Below are 23,096 nucleotides of genomic sequence, written 5' to 3' on the forward strand. Positions count from 1 at the left end.
CGGTCTCCTCCCGCAACTTATATTGCTGTGCTGTGATGGCGGGTCTCCCCTCCAGACACAAGCTTTCCCATTATGCCGATTCCAGTGGACATCTCCGCGCTCTCACCTCACGTCCGAGCCCTCATCCCGTCACGTCGGGCGGAGCCGCCTCGAAGAAGAGCCTCAGACTGAGGCCAGTTCGCTCAAACGCCCGGCGAAGGCGATAAGTTCGACATCGCTGCCCGCAGGCCCCACGGCGCATACGCCGCAAGGCAATCCGTCGGCCGTACGCAATGGAATATTCACGGCTGGCAAGCCGGACAATCCCGCAATGCAGGTCAAACGCATGGTGGCAGTACGGCTGCGTTCGATGGATTCGCCGCCGATGGAGGCGTCGGCAATGCTCGGCGCGACGCCGGACGCGCTGGGGACCAGCAGCACGTCGCTGCCCAGCGCCAGCCGCACATCTTCGCGGTAGCGCGATTTGCGAGCGCACGCCGCATCATAATCGTCCCGTCCCAGCTTAGACGCGACGCGAAAACGCGATGCCACGTCGTCGCCCAGCGTCGGCCAATGCTTCGACACCCACTCGCCATGGTTGCACCAAGCTTCATACCCTTGGACCACTTTGAACGTGTTCAGCCAGCCGTCCAAACGATCGGCGGCGTCGCCGCCATGATCCGGCCCGAGCATGTCGCCCAGCGTCCTATGCTCGATATGCACGTCGGCCTGCGCAAGATCGGGGCTGCCGCGCAGCCCATCGAACCATCGCCCCAACGCCTGGGCCATGTCATCGCTGACAAGATCCAGCAATTCATCCGCCCAAACCACATGGCCGGACAATCGCGGCTGCGGAACATGGCGACCGTCGCCCTTCGGAATCATGGCCTCAGCCACCCGCTCAAGCAGCCGCCAGTCGCGGGTCATCCACCCCACGGTGTCGAAAGACTGGGCCAGAGGCAGCACGCCTTCCATGGGGATCAGCCCGTGCGTGGTGCGGATGCCCCACAGATGCTGGTAGGACGAGGGCACCCTCACCGAGCCGCCCGTATCGCTGCCGAGACCGATGTCGACCTGCCCCATGGCAACGGCCGAAGCGGATCCGGATGAGGAGCCGCCCGAAATGCGGCCCGACGCCTGCGGATTGGGTGGCGTGCCGTAATGCACATTGGTGCCGGCGATCGAATAGGCGAACTCGTCCGTCCGTGCGATGCCCAACACGTCCGCGCCGGCATCCAGCAGGCGTTGCACCGGCCAGGAGTTGCGCTGCTGCGGTGCGCCTTCCTCAAGGTACGCCTCACTGCCCGCGCCGATGATCTGCCCTTCCACTCCGTAAAGGTCCTTGACCGCCACGCTGAGCCCGGCCAAAGGCAGTCCGGTGTCATGTTGTTCCGTCCCGCGTTCATACTTCCCCGCGACAAGGGGCGAACCGGCAACGCGCCAGACGCGCGTATCCACGGCAGGGCGAGGATAAGTCAAATGCGCCGAGACGATCTTCCAATCGTCGTCAAGCAGCTGCCAGACCTGCGTCTGCAGGACGATGCCGCCGGTGGTCTTCTCGAATTCGCTGACCACCACGGCCGCGGCGGCACCCAGCATGCGATAGGTACGCCGAAGCAGCGTGCGGGAGGGGGCGGCCGCCCTCGCCTTGCGGAACCCTGCGATGGACCGCCGCCCGTACAGCACGCCCGCATCATCGGCGCGTGTGACGGGCGCGCCGTCCGAATCGTCGGCGAACATCACCGACAAACGCGCGGCATCATTGGCCATCAACGCCTGTTCATATGCTTCGACCGCTACGACGAGATCTCGTGGGATTCGCGGTCCGGCTGTGCTTTCTCCACTCATTCGCTCGCCGCTCCCTTCGCCGTTTACCGTGAATCAATTCGGAGATGTCCCTGCGGTAGCGATTGAACTCCACGGAGGTGGTGTCACGCGGCCCATCAAGCGAAATCGTTTCAATCTTCTTGATATTGCCCGCCACGCCGCTGGCCGCGCCATCTCCCATCACCACCACACGATCTGCCAGATACACAGCCTCCTCGATGCTGTGGGTGACGAACACCACGGTGATGCCGAGGTCCTTCTGGATATAGGAAAGCTGGTTCTGCAGCTGTTCGCGGGTCAACGCATCCAGCGCGCCAAACGGCTCGTCCATCAGCATCACCGAAGGCGTGTTGGCCAGCACGCGCGCTATGGCCACGCGCTGCTGCATGCCGCCGGAAAGCTCGTGGGGGAACTTCTTGGCGAAGAGTTTCAATCCCACCAAATCGATGTACTTATCCACCAGCTCCTTCACTTGGCTGCGCGGGTAGCCCGCCTCCTTGGGGCCGTACGCGATGTTCTCCTCCACGGTGAGCCAGGGGAACAGACCGTAGTCCTGGAACACCACGCCACGGTCGGGACCCGGCCCGCTGACCGGCCGCGTCTCGACCAGAATCTGGCCTTCGGTGATGCTTTCGAATCCGGCGATCATACGCAGTAGAGTGCTTTTGCCGCATCCAGAAGGCCCTACGATGGCAAGGAACTCACCTGAGTCGATGTGGAGATTGACGTCTTTGACGGCATACGTTCCATTGCCATACTGCTTGCCGACGCCCTGAACATCGATCATACCGGCGTGACGTTGAATTGCCCCTATACGCATTGCTGCTCTCCTTCAAATCACTTACTGGCCGGAAGCACCGGACGACGATGCGCCACGATTTTGACGATCCATACGATGAGCCGATCGCTCAGAAAACCGAGAATGCCGATGATGAACATGCCAGCCACGATCAGGTCGGTTTTGGAGACTTCCTTGGCCTCGGTGATCATGGCGCCAAGGCCGACGGTGATGCCGGTCATCTCGCCGACGACGAGCAGCGCCCATGCTAGGCCGATCGCCACGCGCAGTCCGCCAATGATGCCAGGTAACGCGGCCGGGAACACGACCTTCCACAACGCCTTGGCTCTGGATGTGCCCAACATGGCGGAGGCCTCCAGCAGACGCTCCGGCACCTGTTCCACTGCGGTGACCGTGTTGAGGATGATGGGGAACAGCGCCGCGAGGAACACCAAGAAGATGGTGGAGCGGTCGCCGATGCCGATCATGATAAGGGTCAGCGGCACCCAGGCCGTGACGGGGATTGGACGGATCAGATTCAACGTCGGTTCCAGCATCGACGAGGCGACTTTCGACCGACCCATCAGCACACCCAACGGCACGCCGATGACGGCGGCAAGACCGAAGCCACTGAACACGCGGACCAACGAAGCGTACATATGCTTCCACAACGTGGCGGAATACGGATCGTTGAGATAACCGCCGACCGCGAGATCGGCGATGCGCTTGACAACCGACGAGGGCGAGGGCACCCGCGCCAAGCGGATGTCAAAAGGAAGCGTCCAACCGTACTTCACACCCTGATTCCACAAAACCACTAGAAGAATCGGTACCGGCAACGCCAACAACACCTTTGGAACGATTTTCTTGACGCGGTGCATAATCCTCGAATCCCTTCCTCTCGATTCCCAAATTCGATGCGTTACGTGACAATGGCTTGCTTGCCGGCGGATTACTTGACGAATTGATCGTCAAGATACGCCGACGACTCCGGCGCGGTTTGGATCGAACCGATGTCGACCATCTGCTTGGCCAGCTCCTCGCACTGCTTCTGGTATTCGTCATTCAGGTCCCAGTGGAGCCACATATTGTCGAGGGCCTTGTCGAGCGCATCGGAGTCGAAGGTGAATTGCTTCATCACGCCGTCCTTCCAAGCGGCCTTATCCGCGGACAGCGCCTCGGTGGACTTCTTATGCGCGGCGATCGCGATTTTGACCAGATCGGGATTGCCGCTGATGACCTTGTCGCTGGCCGCCAGCGCGATGTTCACCTTGCCGATCTGAGTGTTGTAGATCGAGTCGATTTCGTTGGCTCCCGCGAGTTTCGCGAGGGAGACGCCCATTTCGGCACCGGCGAAGGCATCGATATCCCCTCGCGCGAGCGCTTCGGACATCTCCGAATAGCCGATGTTGATCATCTGCACGTCGGAATCCGGATTCAGCCCAGCGGACTTCAGCAGCAATCGAAGCGCCATCTCCTGCGAGGAGTTCGGCACATAACCGATCTTCTTGCCTTTCAGCTGGTCCACCGTGGTGATGGACGAGGAGACCATCAGGCCGGATCCTCCATCCGCGCCGCCGGCGATGACCTTGATGCCGCCATCTTGAGAGGCCTGAGAGATAACCGTCGGCACGCCCATCAGAGCGAAGTCTACATCACCGGAAAGCAATGCGTCCTTCTCATCGTTGGAGTTGGCCATCGGCACCACTTCGACCGAATAGCCCTCGGGCACGTACTTGGACCATTCATAGGCGGCGAACAGATGCGGCTGACGCTGCGTGGCCACACGAATCGTTGTGGAATCGGGATTATCCGCGGCGGAGCTATGATCCGGCTCACCCGTGCTGCAACCCGCAAGCGTCATCGTGCCTGCGACCGCGAGCATAACCGTGGCGGCCACGGCTACTGTTTTTCTCACCATATTCCTGTTCATTGTTGTTTCCTTTCTGTTCCTCTCATAGTTAGTTTTCGAAGGAAAGTCGTGTATCAGCCGTTCGCGGATCGCATCGCGCGGGCGATGCGATTGAGAAAGCCACCGGCGCCGCCGGGTAGCCTCGCGACGAAATCATCCAGCGGAATGCGAGCATGCACGCCGCTGACCAAATCCACAGCCTGCGAGACATCGAAATCAGCGGCCGCGGAAAGATAAAGGTAAATGACTCGCTCCGGCAGGTGGAACATCGAGGCGAGCATCTCGATTGCACGGCGCACGCTGTGCCGCAGCGCCTCGTCGAGGTCCTTATCCAAGCCGAGCACCAGCAGTTTGCCCCGCGCATAGGCGAAGGGGACCGAGCATTCGCCGAAGAGTTCGTTGGCAATCCGCCGGGGGATCACGGTGAGTGTGAGCGTGGCGCGCAGCGGCGCTTCGAGTGCGGTCAGCGCCACCTCGCCATCCCCTTGCGCGAAATGCGGGTCGCCGACGTAGAATTTGGCGTCGTCCACCTGTACGGGCAGGAACAGCACGCTGCCCTCAGTCATGTCGTTGACATCGATATTGCCGCCGAAACGATACGGCGGAATGGAGCATGGACGCTCGGGCAGGTCGGGGGCGACGCCCATAATGCCCAAGAAAGGATGCAGTGCGAAACGCGGGTAGCCGCTTGCGGCAAGCGCCGCATCGTCGTGGAAATCCACACCGTCGGGCACCATCTGTCCGTATTCGGTTCCGTCCGATTCCACGACTTTGCAGAGGGCACCGTAATCGCCCTCCCACTGGGAGCCGACCATGACGCCGCGGCCGTGGCGCGTGGAGATGACGCCGTAGTGTGTACGACGTTCGAGACAGTCGACGGATACCATAAGCACATCCCCCGGTTTGGCACCACGGACAGCGATGGGGCCCGTGATGATATGTGAACCGTCCCCTTCGCGGTGGGTTTTGTATTCCGGAACGGCGATCGTGTCGTCGAGTATCTCATCGCGTCGGATGCCTTTCGCACCGAAATACCGCACCGGGTCCGCCCCCTGATCCGGCATGATGCCTTCATGGCTGATGGTGTCGATCACCACGGTCTGCCCCGATGCCACCGAAGCGATGGGTTGGTCCTTGCCGATTGGCAGCACGCCCCATAACGTGTTCTCCACGGATGCGGGAACGTGAACCATCTGTTCCTGCATCTCGACCGTATCCGTTACGCAGCCCATGATCACAACCACCTTTTTGGTCATACCAATCGTTGAATGCCTGCAAGAATAGGCGGCTCACATATCGGTTTTCGTTACATCCGCCAGCGGTTACCCACTTGTTACTGGCGGGAAACAAAGGGAAGACCAATCAGCGATTCTGGCTTGTAATTGGTATGGCCATCATGCCAATATGAGAGTATGTCTGAATCCTCCGGTAACACGTTCATCCCTCCAATCGACCTGACCAGCCGCAGCATCAGCGCCCAATTCGCCAGTCATCTGGAGCAGGCCATTATGAACGGCGTGGTGAAGCCCGGTTCGAGGCTGCCTTCGGAGCGACAGTTGGCCGCCGATTTCAACATTTCGCGCACGTCGGTGCGTGAGGCCCTTTCCGAATTGGAATCCAAGCATCTGATCGAACGTGTGCAAGGGCGGGGCAGCACCGTGCTCGATCCGATGTCGAACACACGGCGTCTCGCCTCCATGCTCGAATCCGTGGATACGGAATTGAACAACGCCTTCGAGCTTCGCGAATCCGTCGAACCGCAAATCGCCGCTCTGGCGGCGAAACGCGCGCGTCCCACCCATCTTGCGGCCTTGCGGGAGATCATCCAGCAGGAGGAGAACGAACGGTTAAGCCAGAAGGAATCCATGCGCCTCGATATACGCTTCCATCTCCTTCTGGCGCACGCCACCGGCAATCCGCTGTTGCTGACCGTGCTGCAATTCACTTTCAAATGCACGGAGCACGTACGCGAACGGTCGCATCATACGCCCACCGGACGGCGCATCTCGCATATGGGGCATCAGCTCATCTTCGAAGCCATCACCTTGCATGACAGCGATAATGCCGAACACACCATGAAACGGCATCTGGCAGACGTGCGCGATGTCAGCGCCTTGTCACGTTGAGAAAACGATTCGGTCGGGCATATACACGAAAACCCAGCCGGAGTGGCTGGGTTTTCATAACGGGTTTGGTATGGGCTTAGGCTCAGGCGAGTTTTTCGACCTGGTTGAAGCCCAGCTCCACCGGCGTATCGCGGCCGAAGATGGACACGAGCACGGTGAGCTTCTGGGTGGTCGGCTCCACATCGGAGATGACGGCGGCCATCGTGGCGAAAGGACCATCGGTGACGGTGACCTGGTCGCCCACGGCGTAGGAGACCTCGACCGCGCGCTTCTTGGCGGCGGCGGGCTTGTCACCGGCGGCCTTGAGCGCCTCGGAGGCGATCATCGGCGCCATCATGGCCACGACTTCCTTGCGGCTGAGCGGCGCCGGATCCTTGGACGGGCCGACGAAGCCGGTCACGCCTTCGGTTTCGCGCACGATGCGGCGGGCGTTCTCGTCCGGCCACATGCGGATGAGCACATAGCCCGGCACGCGAACGCGGGTGATGACCTTCTTGCCCTTGTCGGTGTGCTTCTCGACCTCTTCCATCGGCACCTCGATCTGGAAGATCTGGTCCTCCATGCCGAAGGAGGCGACGCGGGACTCGATGTTGGCCTTCACGCGCTTCTCATAGCCGGAATAGGTGTGCAGCACATACCACTTGCCTTCCAAGGCCCGCAGGCTCTTGGAGAAATCGTCGATGGCCTTCTGGCCGGCGTCGACGGGTTCGTCGTCATCGGCGATCTCGCCGGTCTCCTCGTCGACGACGGGAGCGGCGTCCTCATCCTCATCGGATTCAGATTCGATTTCCGCGAACTCGACGGCCCCCTCAACCGTCTCGGCTTCAGCGGACTCATCAACGGGAGCTTCGGCGTCAATAGCCTCAAAATTCACGTCGGGAACCTCGACGGACTCCTCCTCGACAACCGGGGGGAGATCCAGATTCTCAAGATTCACTTCATCACTCATGCGTTTTATTCACCTTTTGTTGGGGTGGGTTCAGGGTTATTCGATCAGCCGAACACCCACAGCACGAGCTTGCCCAGACCGAAGTCCATGCCCGTGACGAGGGCCATCAGCAGCAGCACGAAAATAAACACGGCCAGCGACCAGAAGAACAGCTCCTTGGCGGTCGGGGTCACGACCTTGCGGAGCTCGTCGATGATCTGCTTGATGAACATGCCGACGCGCATGAAGACATTCGGCTTGACTGCTTTGGTGCTGCTCTTCTTAGCCATATCCGTCCTTCATGGTGCTCTGGGTTATCAAACTTGGCAGGGAAGGCGGGACTCGAACCCACAACCTACGGTTTTGGAGACCGTTGCGCTACCAATTGCGCCACTTCCCTAGGTGAACTCTGCCCATGCTACACGATGCGTGGAACGTACGCGTTCGCATGGGGCAAAACCGCCAAGGAGTTACCTTAGCAGTACATCACGATTTCAGCAACCCGTGTGTCGCTACGCTTCGACGTAGGCCTTGAAACGGCGCATGCCCTCGGCCAGCTGGTCGTCGGCGAGCGCGTAGGAGAAGCGCAGATATCCGGGCGCGCCGAAGGCCTCGCCGGGCACGGCGGCCACATGGGCCTCATCGAGCAGGGCGGCGGCGAATTCGGCGGAAGTTTCGGACACGGTGCCGTTGGGGCCGAGCGGCTTGCCGAGCAGGCCGTGGATGTCGGCGAAGGCGTAGAACGCGCCGGTCGGCGTCGGGCAGACCACGCCGGGGATGTCGTTGAGCGCGGCGACGATGGCCTTGCGGCGCACGTCGAAGGCCTCGCGCATCGCATACACCGCGTCCAGAGTGCCGGCCACGGCGGCCAGAGCGGCGCGCTGCGACACGTTGGCCACGTTGGAGGTCATATGTCCCTGCAGTTTGTTGGCCGCTTTGGCCACCTCGAGCGGGGCCACCATCCAGCCGACGCGCCAGCCGGGCATCGCGTAGGTTTTGGCCACGCCGTTGAGCACCACCAGCTGGTCGCGGCATTCGGGCACGGCCGCGCCGATGTACGTGGTGTGCGCGTCGTCGTAGTTCAGGTGCTCGTAGATCTCGTCGGAGATGATCCAGATGTGGTGTTCGACGGCCCATTCGCCGATGCGTTTGATGGTTTCGGGGCTCCACACGGCACCGGTCGGATTGTTGGGCGAGGTGACGATGATCGCCTTGGTGCGTTCGGTGCGCGCCGCCTCCAGCGCGTCCATGTCGGGCTCGAATCCGCGTTCGGCGCCGACGAACACTTCGACGGGCACGCCGCCGGCCAGTTTCACGGCCTCCGGATAGCTGGTCCAGTACGGCGCGGGGATGATCACCTCGTCGCCCTCGTTGAGCAGCACTTGGAAGATGGAATACACGGCCTGCTTGCCGCCGTTGGTCACCACCACCTGGGCGGGGTCGACCTCGTAGCCGGAGTCGCGCAGCGTTTTGGCGGCGATCGCCTCACGCAGCTCGGGCAGGCCGGGGGTGGGCGTGTAGCGGTAGTTCTTCGGATCGCGCACGGCCTCGGCCGCGGCGTCCACCACGTAGTCGGGGGTGGGGAAATTCGGCTCGCCCGCGCCGAATCCGACGACGTCGATACCGGCGGCCTTCATCGCCTTGGCTTTGGAATCGACGGCCAGCGTCGCGCTGGGAGCCACTTGGTTGATACGGTCGGAAAGGGTCTGCCACTGAGCCATAGTCATGCGCACCATGCTAACCCCTGACCCCAACCAGAGGGAACCCCATGCCCGACATGCGACACCCCTCGCATGGCCATGCCATATCGACGGGGGTGATGCAATAATTAAGGGCGAGAGAAGAACGCGTCGAAGCGGAATACCAGGGGGAGCTATGGCCGCGAAAGGTTCACATCGCGCATCAAACGGACGTCGCGCAACGGGCGGGGATCACACGACGGACAAGAATCGCACGACGGGCGGGAATCGCACAACGGACGGGCGTCGGCGTTCCGGAGAACACCGCTATGCGGGCGCGCACCGGCATTCGTCCGATTCGCGCGCCTACAGCCATGGCGGCCACGTCAGCCGCAGATCCGCACGGGCGGCCGTCAGACAGGCCCGCACCCAACGTCTGGCGGCGCTGGCCGTCGTCGTCGCGTGCGCGCTGGCGGCGCTGACTCTGGTAATCGCGCCTTTCGCCGCACCGACGCTGATGCGAGGCCGCGACACGACGACCGGAACCGGCTCGCCAAATCCGCCCACCGTCACGCATGCCACGCTGGAACGCACGGCAGCCCCGGAGCTCAGCCCCGGCGGCATCGTCATCGGAGTGAACGGCAGCCCCACCACCATCATGCTCAAAGGCGAGGAGTATGTGGAGGGCGGCGCGCATGCCATCGATCCGGACGACGGCGTGCTCACCGCCGCCATCCAAACCTCCGGCACGGTGGATGCCGACACGGCGGGCGACTACACCGTGACGTACTCGGTGCGCAATTCCAAGGGCAATCTGGCCACGGCGACCCGCACCGTGCGCGTGGTCGACTCGATGGAGACGCAAAACGGCGGAATCCCGGTGTTGATGTACCACTATGTGTACGACGACGCGACCCCGCCCGCGGACCTCAACAACAACTACATCGCCGCAAGCGCGCTGGAACAGCAGCTACGGTATCTGACCGACAACGGCTTCTACTATCCGTCCTGGCATGAGGTGCGCGCGTTCATCGACGGCACGCACAGTCTGCCGAAACGCAGCGTCGTGCTCACCTTCGACGACGGCGAGCCCGGATTCATGAGCGTGGGCGGCGCGCTGCTGGCGCGTTACCAAGTGCCGGCCACGTCGTTCATCATCGCGAACGACGGCAATGCGCCGCAGCGCATGAAGGATTACGCCACGCCGTATCTGGAATACCAGTCGCATTCCTACGCCATGCATCAGGCCGGCGGCAATGTGGGGCACGGCGGGCGGATCAGCGCGATGACCAAGCAGGAGATCATCGACGATCTCAAGCAGTCCGCGGCGGTCACGGGCGCGCTCGACGCGCTGGCATACCCCTTCGGAGACACCACGCCCGACGCGATCGAGGCCGTGCGCGAGGCCGGCGTGCTGTGCGCGTTCACCACGCAGTACGGTTGGGCGAACATCGGCGACGATCCGATGGTGCTCGACCGTGTGCGCATCCAAGGCACCGGGTCGTTGGAGACGTTCATCGGGGCGATTCAGTAGGGCGGGTTGTCGATTACAACGCTTTAACCATAGGGGGCATAACGCTACCGCCGTTAAGCCATTTTGAGTGCGGAGTGGTTAAATCGTTGTAAAACGAGTACGACGAACGCGAGCGCGGGACGAGCGAGAGCGTCACAACACGACGAGATTGTCGCGATGCACCAGCGGATGCGCGTACTGGTCGCCCAAGAACCGCTTGAGCTGGGCGGTGTTGCGCCCCAGCATCTGCGGAATCTCCTCGGAATCGTATCCGGCCAGCCCTCGCGCCAGATGCGCGCCGGCCTCGTCGTCGACCCACACGGGATCGCCCGCGGAGAACGCGCCCCTGACCTCCACCGCGCCGGCGGCGAGCAGCGAGGCCCGTCCCCCACGCACGGCCTGGGCCGCGCCGGAATCCACCACGATCGTGCCGCGCGGCTCAGCGGCGAACCCGATCCACAGTCGCCTCGACGAACCCCGCTGCTTGACCGGCGCGAACACGGTGCCGACGGGATCGCCCATCAACGCCGGTCCCGCATTGGCGGCGCAGGTGAGCACGGCGGGGATGCCGGAGACGGCGGCCACACGCGCGGCCTCAAGTTTGGTGACCATGCCGCCGGTGCCGACCTTCGACCCGGCACCGGAGACCCGGATGTCGCCCAGCGCGTCGATCACGTTCGGCACGTAGGCGATGCGCCGCGAATCCGGCTGCGAGGGCGGAGCGGTGTAGAGCGCGTCCACGTCGGTGAGCAGCACCAGCGCGTCCGCGCGCACCAGATTGGCGATGAGCGCGGAAAGCCGGTCGTTGTCGCCGAAGCGGATCTCGTTGGACGCCAGCGAATCGTTCTCGTTGACGATCGGCACCACACCGAGGTCGAGCAGTCGTTCCAGCGTGCGCTGCACATTGCGGTATTGGGTGGCGCGGATCGTGTCTTCCGCGGTGATGAGGATTTGCCCCACACGAATGCCGTAGCGCGCGAACGACGTCTCATAACGTGCCATGAGCAGGCCTTGGCCCACGGCCGCGGTGGCCTGCTGCGTGGCCACGTCGGCGGGGCGCGAGTCGAAACCGAGCAGGCCGAAACCGGCGGCGATGGCGCCGGACGAGACGAGCACGACGCGCGCGCCCATCAGCCGCACCTGCGCCAAAGCCGTCACCAGCGAGTCCAGACGCTCCGGATCCAAATGGCCGCTGGGGCCGGTCAGCGAGCTGGATCCGACCTTGACGACCACGGTCTGCGCGGCGGCGATGGCGCGGCGCACGTCGGCCTGCGATGGTGTGGACATTCGCGTTCTCCTCTTACGATCCTCCGCCGCGCGTCCGGCGATCGGCTACTCGGTCACACTGTACGCCGACTTCGCTGCGTAAGCACCGCGGCATTCCACCCTCTGACTGCACGGTCCACGGGACGGGACGGCCTGGCCGCGGGCGGACCAGCGGCGCTAGGCCTGCGCGGACCGGCGGCGCGAGCAGGTGCGGCTACGCCGGAATCACTCCTCCGTGTCTTCGCCGCGGCCGAACAGGCTGTGCTCGTCGTGGCGGTCGTCGTCGATGGAGGGGTCGGCCCAATGGCCGGCCTTGCGTTCGGCCATCATCGCCTCGCGCACGGCGGCGCGCGCGTCCATCATCTCGTGATATTCGCGGCGGCGTTCCGCGTTGGTGCGGCGGTGGGCGCGCGTGTCCTGCTCCTCAAGGCGCAGGTCCTTGCCGCGCGCGCCGAGCTGCGTGCCGTCGAGCATTTCGGCGCCGGCGGAGATCGTCGGATCCCAGTCGAAGGCGACGGCACGGTTGCCGCGGCCGATGCGCACCTCGTCGCCGGGATGCGCGCCCTTGCGGCGCAGCTCGTCCTCGACGCCGAGCTTGGCGAGCCTGTCGGCCAGGTAGCCGACCGCCTCGTCGTTGTCGAAGTTGGTCTGCATCACCCAACGCTCCGGCTTGGCACCCAGCACCTCGTACCAGAATTCGCCGTTGGCGTTCTCCTTGCGTTCCACGGTGAAGTCGAGCGCGTTGCCGCCCTCGTCCGCGCGGCGGCGTCGGCGGCCCTCCTGCTCGAGCGGCTTGATGACCACGCGGGCCTCCTCTTCGGCCTGCTCGCGCTTGGCCACTTCCTCGCGCATCTTCGCCACCATTTCGGACAGGGCGAAGTTCAATTCCTTCAGGCCCTTATGGCTGGCGGTGGAGATCACGAACACGGGGAAGCCCTTGGCTTCGAATTCAGGCTTGACGAATTCGGCGAGCTCCTCGGCCTCGGGCATGTCGGCCTTGTTGAGGATGATCACGCGCGGGCGTTCGGGAATCGGAATCGCACCCAACGGCAGGTCCAGCGAGCCGGCGTATTCGGCGAGCTCGTGCTCCAACGCCTCGTAGTCGCTGATCGGGTCGCGGTCCGGTTCCAGCGTGGCACAGTCGATCACATGGGCGATGATCTCCGTGCGCTCGATATGGCGCAGGAATTCAAGACCCAGACCCTTGCCTTGGCTGGCACCGGGGATCAGGCCGGGAACGTCGGCGATGGTGTAGCGGCGGTCGCCGGCGATGACCACGCCGAGGTTCGGCACCAGCGTGGTGAAGGGGTAGTCGGCGATTTTCGGCTTGGCGGCGCTGATCGCGGCGATCAGACTCGACTTGCCGGCGGAGGGGAAGCCCACCAGCGCCACGTCGGCGATGGATTTGAGTTCCAGAACCACGTCGCGCTCCTCACCCAGCTCGCCCAACAGCGCGAAGCCGGGGGCGCGGCGGGTGCGGTTGGCCAGGGCGATGTTGCCCAGTCCGCCGGAACCGCCCGCGGCCACGACGAAACGGTCGCCCTCATGGCGCAAATCGGCGAGCTGGTCACCGGGACGGCGTTCACCGCCTTGCGCGCCCTTCGCGCTGAACACCACGGTGCCGCAGGGCACGGGCAGGATCAGATCCTCGCCTTTGGAACCGTCTTTGTTGTCGCCCAAGCCCATGGTGCCGTTGCCGGCCACGCGGTGCGGCATGAAACGGTAGTCGAGCAGGCTGGTGGCGTTGCGGTCGGCCACGAAGATCACGGAGCCGCCGTCACCGCCGTTGCCGCCGTTCGGGCCGGCCAGCGGCTTGTACTTCTCGCGGCGGATGCCCGCCGAACCATTGCCGCCGTCGCCGCCCTTGACATGGACGGTCACTCTATCCACAAAATCACTCATAACGCTCTACCTTACATGCCGGGGTTGCCGGGTTCGCCGCGATGCGCCCTACGCGCGACCCGCAGACCGGATGTGGATCGTCGGCCAGTTATCCACAATTCGTCGGCGTTCCGTCGCTGGATGCACATTCACCATTCGCGCTGGACATGGGGCTTTGTGTCTTTCTACCGTTGTGCATAGCGGTCAGCACACGAAAGGATGATGCCATGCATGAACAGGGTTCGGCGTATGACAATAGTCATACAGGCGGTTATACTGGACATGTCGTGGACGTTCATCCGCACGCGATGAAAGCCCACGGCATCACCAGACAGCAGATCGAGTCAGCTATCGTCAGCCGCATCGGAGTGGCGAAGATTCGCAGCCGCGATGCGCAGGCGGAGCCGGCACGGTGGGCCGCGGTTGGATTCGACGCGCAACTCCGCCCCATCGAGTTGGTGTATGTGCAGACCTCCGACGCGCCGCCTCTGGTGATACACGCCAATTATCTGACGAAAGGGTTCTACGAGGAATGGAGGAAAGCATGAGCAAGCAATACCTGGCCAAAGACGGCACGCCGATCACCGAGGAACAGATCGCCGCATGGGCGAAGCAGGCCGAAGAAGGATTCAGCTCACCAGACGTCACCCTGCACCGCGAACCCGATCCTTTCGTCATCCGCCGCAACGACATGCGCGCGCATACCATTCGCGTTCCCGAATCGCTTTGGCGCATGGTTGAACGGGTCGCGCAGGAACGGAACATCACCGCCAGCGAATTCACCAGACAGGCGTTGGACCAAAGCCTCGCACGCACGCCACTCACACGCGACCAGAAAATCGACCTTTACGCCGAAGCGCACGGGCTCTCCCGCGAAGAGGCCATCAACCGTCTGCTTGACTCCGCCTTATCGTAAAGCCATTCATAGATGTTCACGGCCAAACACAAACCGCATCCCAACGTGGCGAAGAACACCGTGTCATCACTGCGGATGCTTATATCCCGCCTGCCAGTTATCCACAACTCGCCGACGGCCCATCGTTGGATGCACATTCGCCGTTCTCTCTGGACACAGCGATTTGACACTCCTTACCGTGTGTTCAACAGACACGCAGGAAAGGAGACATCATGAACGGCAAGTTTTCCCCGAAATACCTGCCGCCCCTCACAGGGCAATCAATCTGTTCACGGCATGGCAGTAAGAACCATATGTTCTGGTATCCGCAACCCGACGTGGAAACTTTGGAGAAAGCGTTTCTGCGATATGTCGCGCCCCAGTTCTTCAGCAAATACCAGGCGGCACAGGCGACGGAGGATTTCATCGAAACTTTAAACAGGGCCAAACAAGGCGACCTTGAGCCCGTTTATGAAATTCGGCTGATCAACCCGGCCACAACGAAGCCGGAACGTATCTTTGAGATTAAAAACCATTGGAACAATGCAAAACGCTCTTCCAAAACCGCCGGATATGTGGGCTCACGATTGTTTCATGGCGAACCTTATGAGATTCCGAATGGCATAGTCGCCACATGGTTGATGTGCAAGGTCAGGGACCCGGACGCGGACTCCACGTGGAACAAACAAAGCGCGGCAGCGAAACAGGCCGCTTTCCGATTGGACGAATGTCGTCGGCACAACTGGAAGGGTCTTGTCGAGATGTGACTCGTTTCCTGCGCCGATCTTACGCCAGACACAAAATATAAGCTATAGTTTATATAAACCTAGGTTTATAAGGAGTTGGGGATGGAACAGGCAAACGACATGGACTATGAGTCGTTGCGCGCACAGGCGCGATGGCAGATTCAGGAAAACAAAAGGCTCATACAGTCGCTGAAAGAGTTGCGCCGCCGGTCAAACGTCAGCCAGGAGGAACTCGCGTTCCGTATGGGCATCACCCAACCCGCCGTGTCCGCCATCGAAAAGGGAAACGCCGATTCCAGCCTCGGCACCATCCGCCGCTACGCCAACGCATTGGGCTATGTAATCTCCTACGAGATACTGCCTTCGACAACCGTCATGTCTTCCAATCCCTCAGCGCACGCCACCGTAACCGAAGAGCACGCCTCCATGGCCCAATAAGACATTCCCGCATCTCACCGCGGCCAGCGGGAGGCGTGGCGGATCTGACGCCAGGGGGCGGTGCGGCGGCGGTTGAACACCACGGCGAAGATCAGGCCGGGAACGGCGACGATGGCCACGGCCCACACCACCAGAGTGCGCACGTCGGGCGGCGCGTCCTGCGGATCCGGAATCGGCATCGGAATCTCCTGCCGCACGCCCGACACGAGCAGCCGCTGCGTGTTCACGCCGTATGGCGTGCACGTCATCAGCGTGACGCGGTCCTCCCCCTCGACGACCTTGAGTTGGCTCGTGTCGTCGGGATCGATCACGGTGATGCGGTCCACGCGGTAGCCCAGCGTCTCCCCCATCACCTCGATGTAGAAGAAGTCCCCCACCTCCATCTCGTCGAGCCGCGTGAACATCAGCGCCTCGACCAGGCCGCGATGCCCGGTCAGCACCGCGTGCGTGTTCTCGCCGCCCACCGGCAGGCTCGAACCGTACAGATGCCCCGCGCCGGACGCCAGCGCGCTTTCCGATGTGCCGTGGTAGATCGGCAGGTCCACGGAGATGCTGGGGATGAGGATGGAGCCCATCACCCCGCCGCCCGTATCCAGCAGGCCTTGGTATTCCTCGTCTTTCGACGCCTCCGAATCCTCTTCGTTCGAGGCGCGCGAGCCGCCCTGCACCTGCGCGAACGGGTCGACGGCCTCGCCCATCACCGGCTGCCCCGACTGGGCGAGCCGCTCGTTGTATGCGCGCGCCGCCGCCAGTGATTCCTCCGCTTGCGGATACGGCCATTCCGCCACGGTCTGCGCCGCCTGCGACGCCGTGGATTCCAGCTGACGGTCCGACCGGTATTGCAGAACCAGCGGATATCCGCCGATGCATAGCGCCGCCGCCAGCAGCACCGCCACCACCGCCCGCATCGCCAGCAGTTGGCGCGCCATGTTCCGCCGTCTGCGCATCAGATCCGCGACGTCGGTGGCTTCCTCGAATGGGATGGGAGCCCATTGGGAGGGCGTATCCGACTGGGGTAGCCGTTCTAGTTGGTCCGACTGGAGGGGCTGAGCTGCCGGCTGGGATGGCTGTTGCGCCGGGCGTATGTGATGCGCCCGGTACGGCCGACGTATCCGGAGCGATAAAGGCGACAGGGACGATAAAAACGGCAGGGACCGCAAGGAATGTAAGGATGGCAGGAATGGCAGGCGTTTCATGAGTTCACTGCTGCTGTTGCTGCCGCAGTCCGTCCGCCTCGGCGGTGAGCCGCTTGACGGTTTCGCGCAGCTTGGTGTTTTCCTGTTGCAGGACTTGGGTGTAGTTCGACTGCTGCATCAGCAGTTGCAGCAGCATGCGATTGTCATCGACGGGGTCGCGGCGCATGTTGAAGATTTCGTCGCCTTCGTCGCCGTCTTCGCCGTCGGACAGATGGTCGAGCTGCTTCCAGCGCGCGATGCACCGTTCGATACGCTTATGTCCGATGATTTGGGGGCTTAGGCCCGCGTCGCGGAAGATTTTGGAGGGACGCTCCCCTTGCGCGTACCGGCGCATGCATTCTTTTTGGAACTGCGATGAATAATAGATATGCGAGCCGTTCACACTTTTCACGGCCGGCAGCATGCGAAGATATTCGAGCTGTTCAGGGGTGAATGAAGTGTCTGTCATGAGCGTTGACCTTCCTATAAGCTGATGACGCGGTGCGGGCGGAGTGGGGTGGAGATGGCGTCGACCGCATTGTGCCGTTCGACGGTTCGGAGAACTCTCCAGATGTGCGAAAAGATTGGGCCCTTCCTATGAATGAAGAGCCCAATCTTCATGTGTCACTGACGAAGTGCGTCAGCAATCACGCTCAGGCCATCATGGCCTTGGCGGTCTTGCGGGACTTCGCGTAGACCGTGACGGCGGCGCCCGCGACGAGCAGCGCGATCACAGTGAACAGCGCCGTGCCGGCCGCACCGGTCAACGGCAGCTGGGTGATGGACTTGACGTTCTTGACCGTCTTGTCCGTGGTGTTAACCAGACCGAAGGTGTCCGCACCGAAAGCGATTGTGCCATTGGCATAGATGGTCACGGTGAAGCTCGGCTTCACGGACTGCAGGAAGCCTTCGGGCACCTCGGTTTCTTCAACGGTGTATTCACCGGCAGCCAAACCTTCGAAAACAACCTTACCGGTGTCTTGAGCGGAGGTAAATGACGTCGCATCGGCGACATTGGTAACCTCTGACCAAGCCTTAGTGTCTTCATCTTGCTTGAGGTACTTATTACCAGACCTGATGACGAATTTGGCACCAGCCAAAGCGCCACCATCAGCGTTCTGCTTGGTGAAGTCGAAGGTGAAGGTCTTCACAGTCACTTTACCTTCACCGGACGTCTTGCCATCATGCTTGGCGATAACACTGTTTGTCACGCCAGAGTTGTCCGCCTTGATAGCATCCTTAGTGACAGTGGCATCATAGGTGACAGTAATATCGGCACCAATCGTCAGTTTGGTCACATCATTGAAGGCCACGGTCAACTTGCCATTATCAACAGTCGCTGTGTAGTCAGTGAAGGAATTAACGCCGGATACAGCAACGGTCACCGAAGACTGATCAATGGTCAACCCCGCGGAAGGAGTATCCTCAATCTGCCAGTCATAAGTGTTAAAGCCAGTGTAATTCGGCACAGCGGAGGTCACTTTGAACCTAACAGTGGAGCCAACCAAAGCACTCGGATCATCAACTTTGTGACCCTCAGCGTCAATTACTTCTTTTACCGGGGTCGGAATCGTGGTCGGCTTGGCGACAGCGGTACCCAAAGTGGTGTCATTCAGCTTGTCGAAGACCCCACCTTGAGGATTCGCAATCTTGGTACCCACCAGAATCGGAGCACCCGTGGAGTCGGTCACGAGATACCAGCCCTCAGTCGGCACATCCAGAACGGCCTGAGTATCAGTATCGCGAGTAGTGACTGTAGTCGGAGGTTCAGGCTTATCAGTTGCGGTGGCCAATGTCTCAGCGAACTTACGAAGCTCTTCACCATCCATAGTCTGGTTCAGGGTTGCGATATACGCCAACTCATTACCGGTGTACTCAGCAGGAACGTCACCGACAGCTGCCTTCGCAGCGTCAGCGATTGTTGGATTCCAGGCCGTATTCTGAGTGAAGTCCACAGAAGTGGCTTTCGTGCCATCATTCACCACATTCGTGTACGTGCCCAGCAGATACGCGGTGAATGTACGATTCGCGACATCGCCGGTGATGGTGATCGTCGAAGCGTCACCCTCGATTGCATTGGCGGTGGTGACGCCTAGGGCGAGACCACCGAGCATCGTCGCGGCGGCGGCGATACCCGCAAAAAGTTTCCTCATCTTCATGAGAACCCTTCCTTTCGTTTTCTTCTTGATACTTTTCTTGCAATCGCGGAGGGGGAGAAGGAAACACATCCTCCGCGATCCGCAAATCTGTGGGTGGTGTTGCGGAAGCGACCGTCATCGGCCGCGTTCCGCAACATCGTTGGGCTCCTTATGGAGCGGGGGCTACTGCACCACGTGACGGTTGCGCCACCGGTTCACGCTCAGCCAGCCGAGCACACCGATACCGGCGATGCACAGGGCGAGCCATGTGTAGTTCATCGAGGACGGACCACCAGTCAACGGCAACGAAGACACCGCCACATAGTGATTGGTGAATGCAGCGACCTTGTCCTTCACATCTGAGGAAGGATCGAGCTTTTCGCCATTGAAGTCCTTGGTCTTCTGGACCGAATCCACCGATGCGGACCATGTGCCGTCTGAGCCTTTGGACAATTTGACCGTCACCGTATATTCGGATTGGTCATATTTCCAACCTGATGGCGGAGATGAAGCTCCTTCTTCTGCGACCGTGAAAGTGTATGTCACTGCGTCGCCGCTAGTCGGCACTTTGAACTTCAATGCCCCAAATGATGCTTCCTTGGAGGTACCAACTTGCTGCAAATCAGTCTTCGCGATCTGAATCTGCGCCTTTTTATCCGTCAATCCGCTGATAATGTTCTCGGCGGCATTCTCGTCAGCAGTCAGCGTGAAGCTGAAGTCCCCGGCTGCCGCAGCACCCTTCACGGTCTTGCTGACCTTGATGGAGTCTCCCGCCAAGGTAACGCCTTCATGCTCATTGGTCACCTGCACCATCACCGAACCGGTAACGATGGATGACAACACCTGATCAGATTCCAGAGGAGTACGCGATTCCGCCTCCGTTGCACCGCTCGGGCGTCCGGCCTGATACGTTCGGATAATCGGCCAATCCGTATCCGAAATGAACATGTAATCACCACTCTCAAAGCGAGCACCATACTGCAGAGCCGCGCCGGAGCCGCCATACGTGAGTTCCAACGAATCGGCTGCAGTGTTTGAGACCTTAAGTTTGCCGTCAATGGCTTTCGCAGTGTTGAGGGCAGTCTTGAAGCCTGCAGACGGCGCCGTCAAAGCCGCATTACATTTAGAAGCGTTGCACGACGCGTCAAGCGCCACGTCAGTCGCCGAGCCAGCAACAGATTCTACATAACGCAACGTGTCATCAAACGAACCAGTGGAACCAAACGTGGACATGGTCGCTACCAGCTGTCCAACGCCTCGCACGACTTTGATACCATCGTCAGCTTCACCAGCGTCTGCGAAGATGCCATCGTCCGACACCACAATCTTGCTTACATTGGATGTTTTCTGATATCCAGCAGGGGCTTCCATCTCGACAAGGTAGTAGACGCCGTTTGTCAATGCTGTGCCACTGATACCTTGCGCCTTAGACTTAATCTGGTCAGCACTCTTTATAGCGAACATCGCCGCGCCCTTAAAAGAAGGCGTTGCAGGATCGTTATCGTCTATCCAGCTGTTCGTCGTCATCACCTGCCCGCCAGCAGGATTAACAGGATTATTTTCAGCATCCTTCTTCACGGTTACCGTGTCGTTGCCGCTCACCTCGACTTGATCTGCCTTATACAGACCAAAAGTCGCGCCGGCAACAGGATCGCCGTTCTCGTCCACCTTCTGCACGAACAGTTCGTTCTTGATGTTGGGCACGTTGAGGCGAGAGGCGAACGTACGTTCGAAGCCACTGTCAGTAACGCGGTATGTGTTATCCGTGGACACATCCTTTGGGTCTTTCGCAGTGGAGTAGTACACTGACACAACGTATCTGGCAGCTGACTTTTTATCGTTATCCAGCATGTAGTAGTAGTCACCGGCATATCCCGGCAACTCTTCGATTGTCGCCTTCCATTTGCCTCCCTCATCTTTAGTGAACTTATGAGAACTGGATTTGGATTGGATGGCTTCAACAACGCCTTCCATGGCCGTGCCCTGCGTGATGCTCCACCCATCAGCAGTGCTTCCGGTGACCGCATGCCAAGCATTTTCATCTGTTGCGGTTGTATTACCCACGCGTCGCAGCACCACGGCATACATCGTTCCCGTTCCTGTTGTCGTATCCAATGCGCTGTCGGTCGTGCAAGTATTCCCGGTGTAACAGTCCGGAATTTGATTCACACCACTGAATGTGGATGGAGCGGTGATCGACTCCTTGCTTCGCGCTATGGCACCGGTATCCCACACTGAACTATCCGACTCATACGTCGATGGCCAAGAAACCAGTGTGCCGGAAGGCGTTCCAGAAGCGCTCGGACGTATATATTTCAGTTTCATGTAATTCAACATGCGACTGTAACCGTCAGGAGCCTTGGTCTCCTTTAACGCATAGTACGTGCTGTTATTGTGGTTGTCCGAAGTGTCGTTGCTCCAGAGTTTATCAAAATTGATAATGGACTGATCTTCCACCGAAGTCAGCACCAGTTTCCCATCGACGCTGCTTCCCGTCGCCAGTCGCTTGCTTGAAGTAGGCAAGTCAGTGGCGTTCTTGAAATTGTCCTCAGTGTAACCATCGCTAAGTGGGACCTGATACAGTTCAAACTCCGCACCGTCTAGTGACTCACCATTCTGATCAACCTTGATGATTTCGCTGCTCATCGGCTGCACCAGGTTGTACTGCAGCTTCATATTGGAGTTGCCGGCGCCACGTTCCAGATAGAAGAAGTCCAGCGTGTGATAGGTGCCGTCAGCGAAGGTGTCGCCCTTGAAAACGCCCGACACCTTGGCATCATCAAATGCTCTCTTGATAGTCGTAGTTTTTTTGTAACCAGAGATGCCTGACTGAGGATCGTAAGAGGCACCGCTTTGCACCGTGACTTGACCCGTCGCAAAGTTGATGCTGAGCTCCAAACGATCATGCAGACCACCTGCGTCACCAACAAGTACGCCATCGATGAACACCCACACATCGTCATCCCCGGAGAACTCAAAGGTCATGTCCTGATTCTCGTTGACCTTGCCATTATTGGGCTGCACAAACGTGGACTGTGAATGGACACCGAAGAAATGATTCAGAACCTCATTGTCTTGGCTTACCTTGCTCTGCAAAGTTCCGTTATTTTCCGTAAACACATCACTAGCTGTGTTAAAGGGATAGAACTGTCCATTCTGGACATCAGCCACAGAAATGCTGTTTGCAGTCACTGCGCTCGCATTATAAAGAACGAAACTGTTGCTGTTCTCATCGTATGAGGCAAAATTCTTTTGGCTGTCGTATTCGTAATAGCCATTGTCATTAAGCTGGAAAAGCCCACCGACATTCAAATGAGATTCTTTGTAAGCCCCGGAATCCGCATTGAACAAATAATCAAGGCTTTGGCGGTTCGTAGTTTCAGACGTATCTGTCGACAGAGTATTGTCTCCGGTGCTAGCAGTTCCCGTGTAATAATTTCCACTTGCCACCACCGGATAGCCGTTTTCAAGCGTGTTCTCCACAATGCCGGTAAAGGCACCACCGTTCACATTGGCAACCATTTGATTATTGCGTTTAACCGCCGTTCTTCCCGTCCAAGCGTTTATACTGCCGCCAGTGATTCCAGGACGATTGCCTAATTCCGCTCCAATACTTCCCGGGGTGAATTTCAAATACTTTCCGTCATTGATGCCAGCACTTTTAAGTTCCTCACCTTTCTTGATGCTGTCATTAACACCAGTCTGTGACTCCAGCCAATAATCGAACAGGTCCAAGGTGCTACCCGAGGTTCGTCATTAATAAGTGAGCGCGTAATCGTTGTTCGTTTGTCGTAATGGGTGAGCGCGAAACGGTG

At 60.1% G+C, this 23,096-nt stretch carries 20 protein-coding genes and 1 tRNA gene; 6 read left to right on the plus strand and 15 right to left on the minus strand.

What is annotated here, in order from left to right:
• Nucleotides 1–162: 162 nt before the first annotated feature.
• From BL8807_RS02620 to BL8807_RS02640, 5 genes are all read right to left on the minus strand, one after another.
• Nucleotides 163–1,749, minus strand: coding sequence for an AtzH-like domain-containing protein (locus BL8807_RS02620; RefSeq protein ID WP_235815968.1), 1,587 nt, complete (start codon nt 1,747–1,749; stop codon nt 163–165).
• A 10-nt stretch (nt 1,750–1,759) separates the two neighbouring features.
• On the minus strand, nt 1,760–2,593 hold the full coding sequence (locus tag BL8807_RS02625) for an ABC transporter ATP-binding protein (protein ID WP_226847439.1): 834 nt from the start codon (nt 2,591–2,593) through the stop codon (nt 1,760–1,762).
• 50 nt (nt 2,594–2,643) lie between these two features.
• Nucleotides 2,644–3,381, minus strand: coding sequence for an ABC transporter permease (locus BL8807_RS02630; protein WP_226847440.1), 738 nt, complete (start codon nt 3,379–3,381; stop codon nt 2,644–2,646).
• A 155-nt stretch (nt 3,382–3,536) separates the two neighbouring features.
• Complete coding sequence (locus BL8807_RS02635; protein ID WP_072723358.1) at nt 3,537–4,517, minus strand: ABC transporter substrate-binding protein; 981 nt, start codon at nt 4,515–4,517, stop codon at nt 3,537–3,539.
• A gap of 53 nt (nt 4,518–4,570) precedes the next feature.
• The gene (locus BL8807_RS02640; protein ID WP_072723356.1) at nt 4,571–5,752 is read right to left on the minus strand and encodes an acetamidase/formamidase family protein; all 1,182 of its coding nucleotides are present in this window, start codon (nt 5,750–5,752) and stop codon (nt 4,571–4,573) included.
• A 156-nt stretch (nt 5,753–5,908) separates the two neighbouring features.
• Between BL8807_RS02640 and BL8807_RS02645 the strand changes: the two genes are divergently transcribed.
• Nucleotides 5,909–6,622 carry a FadR/GntR family transcriptional regulator gene (locus BL8807_RS02645; protein ID WP_072723354.1) on the plus strand — a complete coding sequence of 238 codons (714 nt, stop codon included), beginning with the start codon at nt 5,909–5,911 and terminating at the stop codon, nt 6,620–6,622.
• 82 nt (nt 6,623–6,704) lie between these two features.
• On the opposite strand, the gene nusG is transcribed toward BL8807_RS02645, so the two are convergent.
• From nusG to BL8807_RS02665, 4 genes are all read right to left on the minus strand, one after another.
• Nucleotides 6,705–7,571, minus strand: coding sequence for a transcription termination/antitermination protein NusG (gene nusG / locus BL8807_RS02650; RefSeq protein WP_072723352.1), 867 nt, complete (start codon nt 7,569–7,571; stop codon nt 6,705–6,707).
• A 44-nt stretch (nt 7,572–7,615) separates the two neighbouring features.
• Complete coding sequence (gene secE, locus BL8807_RS02655; RefSeq protein WP_072723350.1) at nt 7,616–7,840, minus strand: preprotein translocase subunit SecE; 225 nt, start codon at nt 7,838–7,840, stop codon at nt 7,616–7,618.
• Nucleotides 7,841–7,874: 34 nt separating this feature from the next.
• Nucleotides 7,875–7,950 (minus strand) — tRNA-Trp (locus tag BL8807_RS02660).
• Between the two features lie 112 nt (nt 7,951–8,062).
• The gene (locus BL8807_RS02665; protein ID WP_072723347.1) at nt 8,063–9,271 is read right to left on the minus strand and encodes a pyridoxal phosphate-dependent aminotransferase; all 1,209 of its coding nucleotides are present in this window, start codon (nt 9,269–9,271) and stop codon (nt 8,063–8,065) included.
• 154 nt (nt 9,272–9,425) lie between these two features.
• On the opposite strand from BL8807_RS02665, the gene BL8807_RS02670 reads away from it, so the two are divergent.
• Nucleotides 9,426–10,763, plus strand: a complete 1,338-nt coding sequence (locus BL8807_RS02670; protein ID WP_083570060.1) for a polysaccharide deacetylase family protein — start codon at nt 9,426–9,428, stop codon at nt 10,761–10,763.
• A gap of 132 nt (nt 10,764–10,895) precedes the next feature.
• Here BL8807_RS02670 and proB read toward each other — a convergent pair whose 3' ends face one another.
• Complete coding sequence (gene proB, locus BL8807_RS02675) at nt 10,896–12,029, minus strand: glutamate 5-kinase (protein ID WP_072723345.1); 1,134 nt, start codon at nt 12,027–12,029, stop codon at nt 10,896–10,898.
• 204 nt (nt 12,030–12,233) lie between these two features.
• The gene (gene obgE, locus BL8807_RS02680; protein WP_072723342.1) at nt 12,234–13,910 is read right to left on the minus strand and encodes a GTPase ObgE; all 1,677 of its coding nucleotides are present in this window, start codon (nt 13,908–13,910) and stop codon (nt 12,234–12,236) included.
• A 206-nt stretch (nt 13,911–14,116) separates the two neighbouring features.
• On the opposite strand from obgE, the gene BL8807_RS11945 reads away from it, so the two are divergent.
• The 4 genes from BL8807_RS11945 (at nt 14,117) to BL8807_RS02700 (ending at nt 15,968) form a co-directional block, all read left to right on the plus strand.
• On the plus strand, nt 14,117–14,437 hold the full coding sequence (locus BL8807_RS11945; protein WP_072723341.1) for a hypothetical protein: 321 nt from the start codon (nt 14,117–14,119) through the stop codon (nt 14,435–14,437).
• Nucleotides 14,434–14,805: a hypothetical protein gene (locus tag BL8807_RS02690; protein ID WP_072723339.1), complete on the plus strand. Its 372-nt coding sequence runs from the start codon at nt 14,434–14,436 to the stop codon at nt 14,803–14,805. The genes BL8807_RS11945 and BL8807_RS02690 overlap by 4 nt, the downstream gene beginning before the upstream one ends.
• Before the next feature lie 212 nt (nt 14,806–15,017).
• Nucleotides 15,018–15,551, plus strand: coding sequence for a hypothetical protein (locus tag BL8807_RS02695; RefSeq protein WP_072723337.1), 534 nt, complete (start codon nt 15,018–15,020; stop codon nt 15,549–15,551).
• Between the two features lie 81 nt (nt 15,552–15,632).
• Complete coding sequence (locus tag BL8807_RS02700; protein ID WP_083570059.1) at nt 15,633–15,968, plus strand: helix-turn-helix domain-containing protein; 336 nt, start codon at nt 15,633–15,635, stop codon at nt 15,966–15,968.
• A gap of 14 nt (nt 15,969–15,982) precedes the next feature.
• Here BL8807_RS02700 and BL8807_RS02705 read toward each other — a convergent pair whose 3' ends face one another.
• The 4 genes from BL8807_RS02705 to BL8807_RS02720 form a co-directional block, all read right to left on the minus strand.
• Complete coding sequence (locus BL8807_RS02705) at nt 15,983–17,164, minus strand: class C sortase (RefSeq protein WP_083570058.1); 1,182 nt, start codon at nt 17,162–17,164, stop codon at nt 15,983–15,985.
• Nucleotides 17,165–17,168: 4 nt separating this feature from the next.
• Nucleotides 17,169–17,612: an HTH domain-containing protein gene (locus BL8807_RS02710; protein ID WP_072723333.1), complete on the minus strand. Its 444-nt coding sequence runs from the start codon at nt 17,610–17,612 to the stop codon at nt 17,169–17,171.
• A 184-nt stretch (nt 17,613–17,796) separates the two neighbouring features.
• Entirely contained in the window at nt 17,797–19,302 is a 1,506-nt protein-coding gene (locus BL8807_RS02715; protein WP_072723331.1) for an isopeptide-forming domain-containing fimbrial protein, read from the minus strand.
• 162 nt (nt 19,303–19,464) lie between these two features.
• Nucleotides 19,465–23,016 (minus strand): SpaA isopeptide-forming pilin-related protein, encoded by a 3,552-nt coding sequence (locus BL8807_RS02720; protein ID WP_143147929.1) that lies wholly within the window; start codon nt 23,014–23,016, stop codon nt 19,465–19,467.
• Nucleotides 23,017–23,096: the final 80 nt, after the last annotated feature.

The sequence above is a fragment of the Bifidobacterium lemurum genome, from assembly GCF_014898175.1.
Taxonomy (GTDB): Bacteria; Actinomycetota; Actinomycetes; order Actinomycetales; family Bifidobacteriaceae; genus Bifidobacterium; species Bifidobacterium lemurum.

Coding starts and splice junctions, on each gene's coding strand:
- BL8807_RS02620 (WP_235815968.1), bottom strand. CDS start 1,749: ATGGCCAATGATGCCGCGCGTTTGTCGGTGATGTTCGCCGACGATTCG.
- BL8807_RS02625 (WP_226847439.1), bottom strand. CDS start 2,593: ATGATCGATGTTCAGGGCGTCGGCAAGCAGTATGGCAATGGAACGTAT.
- BL8807_RS02635 (WP_072723358.1), bottom strand. CDS start 4,517: ATGAACAGGAATATGGTGAGAAAAACAGTAGCCGTGGCCGCCACGGTT.
- BL8807_RS02640 (WP_072723356.1), bottom strand. CDS start 5,752: ATGACCAAAAAGGTGGTTGTGATCATGGGCTGCGTAACGGATACGGTC.
- BL8807_RS02645 (WP_072723354.1), top strand. CDS start 5,909: ATGTCTGAATCCTCCGGTAACACGTTCATCCCTCCAATCGACCTGACC.
- nusG (WP_072723352.1), bottom strand. CDS start 7,571: ATGAGTGATGAAGTGAATCTTGAGAATCTGGATCTCCCCCCGGTTGTC.
- secE (WP_072723350.1), bottom strand. CDS start 7,840: ATGGCTAAGAAGAGCAGCACCAAAGCAGTCAAGCCGAATGTCTTCATG.
- BL8807_RS02665 (WP_072723347.1), bottom strand. CDS start 9,271: ATGGCTCAGTGGCAGACCCTTTCCGACCGTATCAACCAAGTGGCTCCC.
- BL8807_RS02670 (WP_083570060.1), top strand. CDS start 9,426: ATGGCCGCGAAAGGTTCACATCGCGCATCAAACGGACGTCGCGCAACG.
- proB (WP_072723345.1), bottom strand. CDS start 12,029: ATGTCCACACCATCGCAGGCCGACGTGCGCCGCGCCATCGCCGCCGCG.
- obgE (WP_072723342.1), bottom strand. CDS start 13,910: ATGAGTGATTTTGTGGATAGAGTGACCGTCCATGTCAAGGGCGGCGAC.
- BL8807_RS11945 (WP_072723341.1), top strand. CDS start 14,117: ATGCATGAACAGGGTTCGGCGTATGACAATAGTCATACAGGCGGTTAT.
- BL8807_RS02690 (WP_072723339.1), top strand. CDS start 14,434: ATGAGCAAGCAATACCTGGCCAAAGACGGCACGCCGATCACCGAGGAA.
- BL8807_RS02695 (WP_072723337.1), top strand. CDS start 15,018: ATGAACGGCAAGTTTTCCCCGAAATACCTGCCGCCCCTCACAGGGCAA.
- BL8807_RS02700 (WP_083570059.1), top strand. CDS start 15,633: ATGGAACAGGCAAACGACATGGACTATGAGTCGTTGCGCGCACAGGCG.
- BL8807_RS02705 (WP_083570058.1), bottom strand. CDS start 17,164: ATGAAACGCCTGCCATTCCTGCCATCCTTACATTCCTTGCGGTCCCTG.
- BL8807_RS02710 (WP_072723333.1), bottom strand. CDS start 17,612: ATGACAGACACTTCATTCACCCCTGAACAGCTCGAATATCTTCGCATG.
- BL8807_RS02715 (WP_072723331.1), bottom strand. CDS start 19,302: ATGAAGATGAGGAAACTTTTTGCGGGTATCGCCGCCGCCGCGACGATG.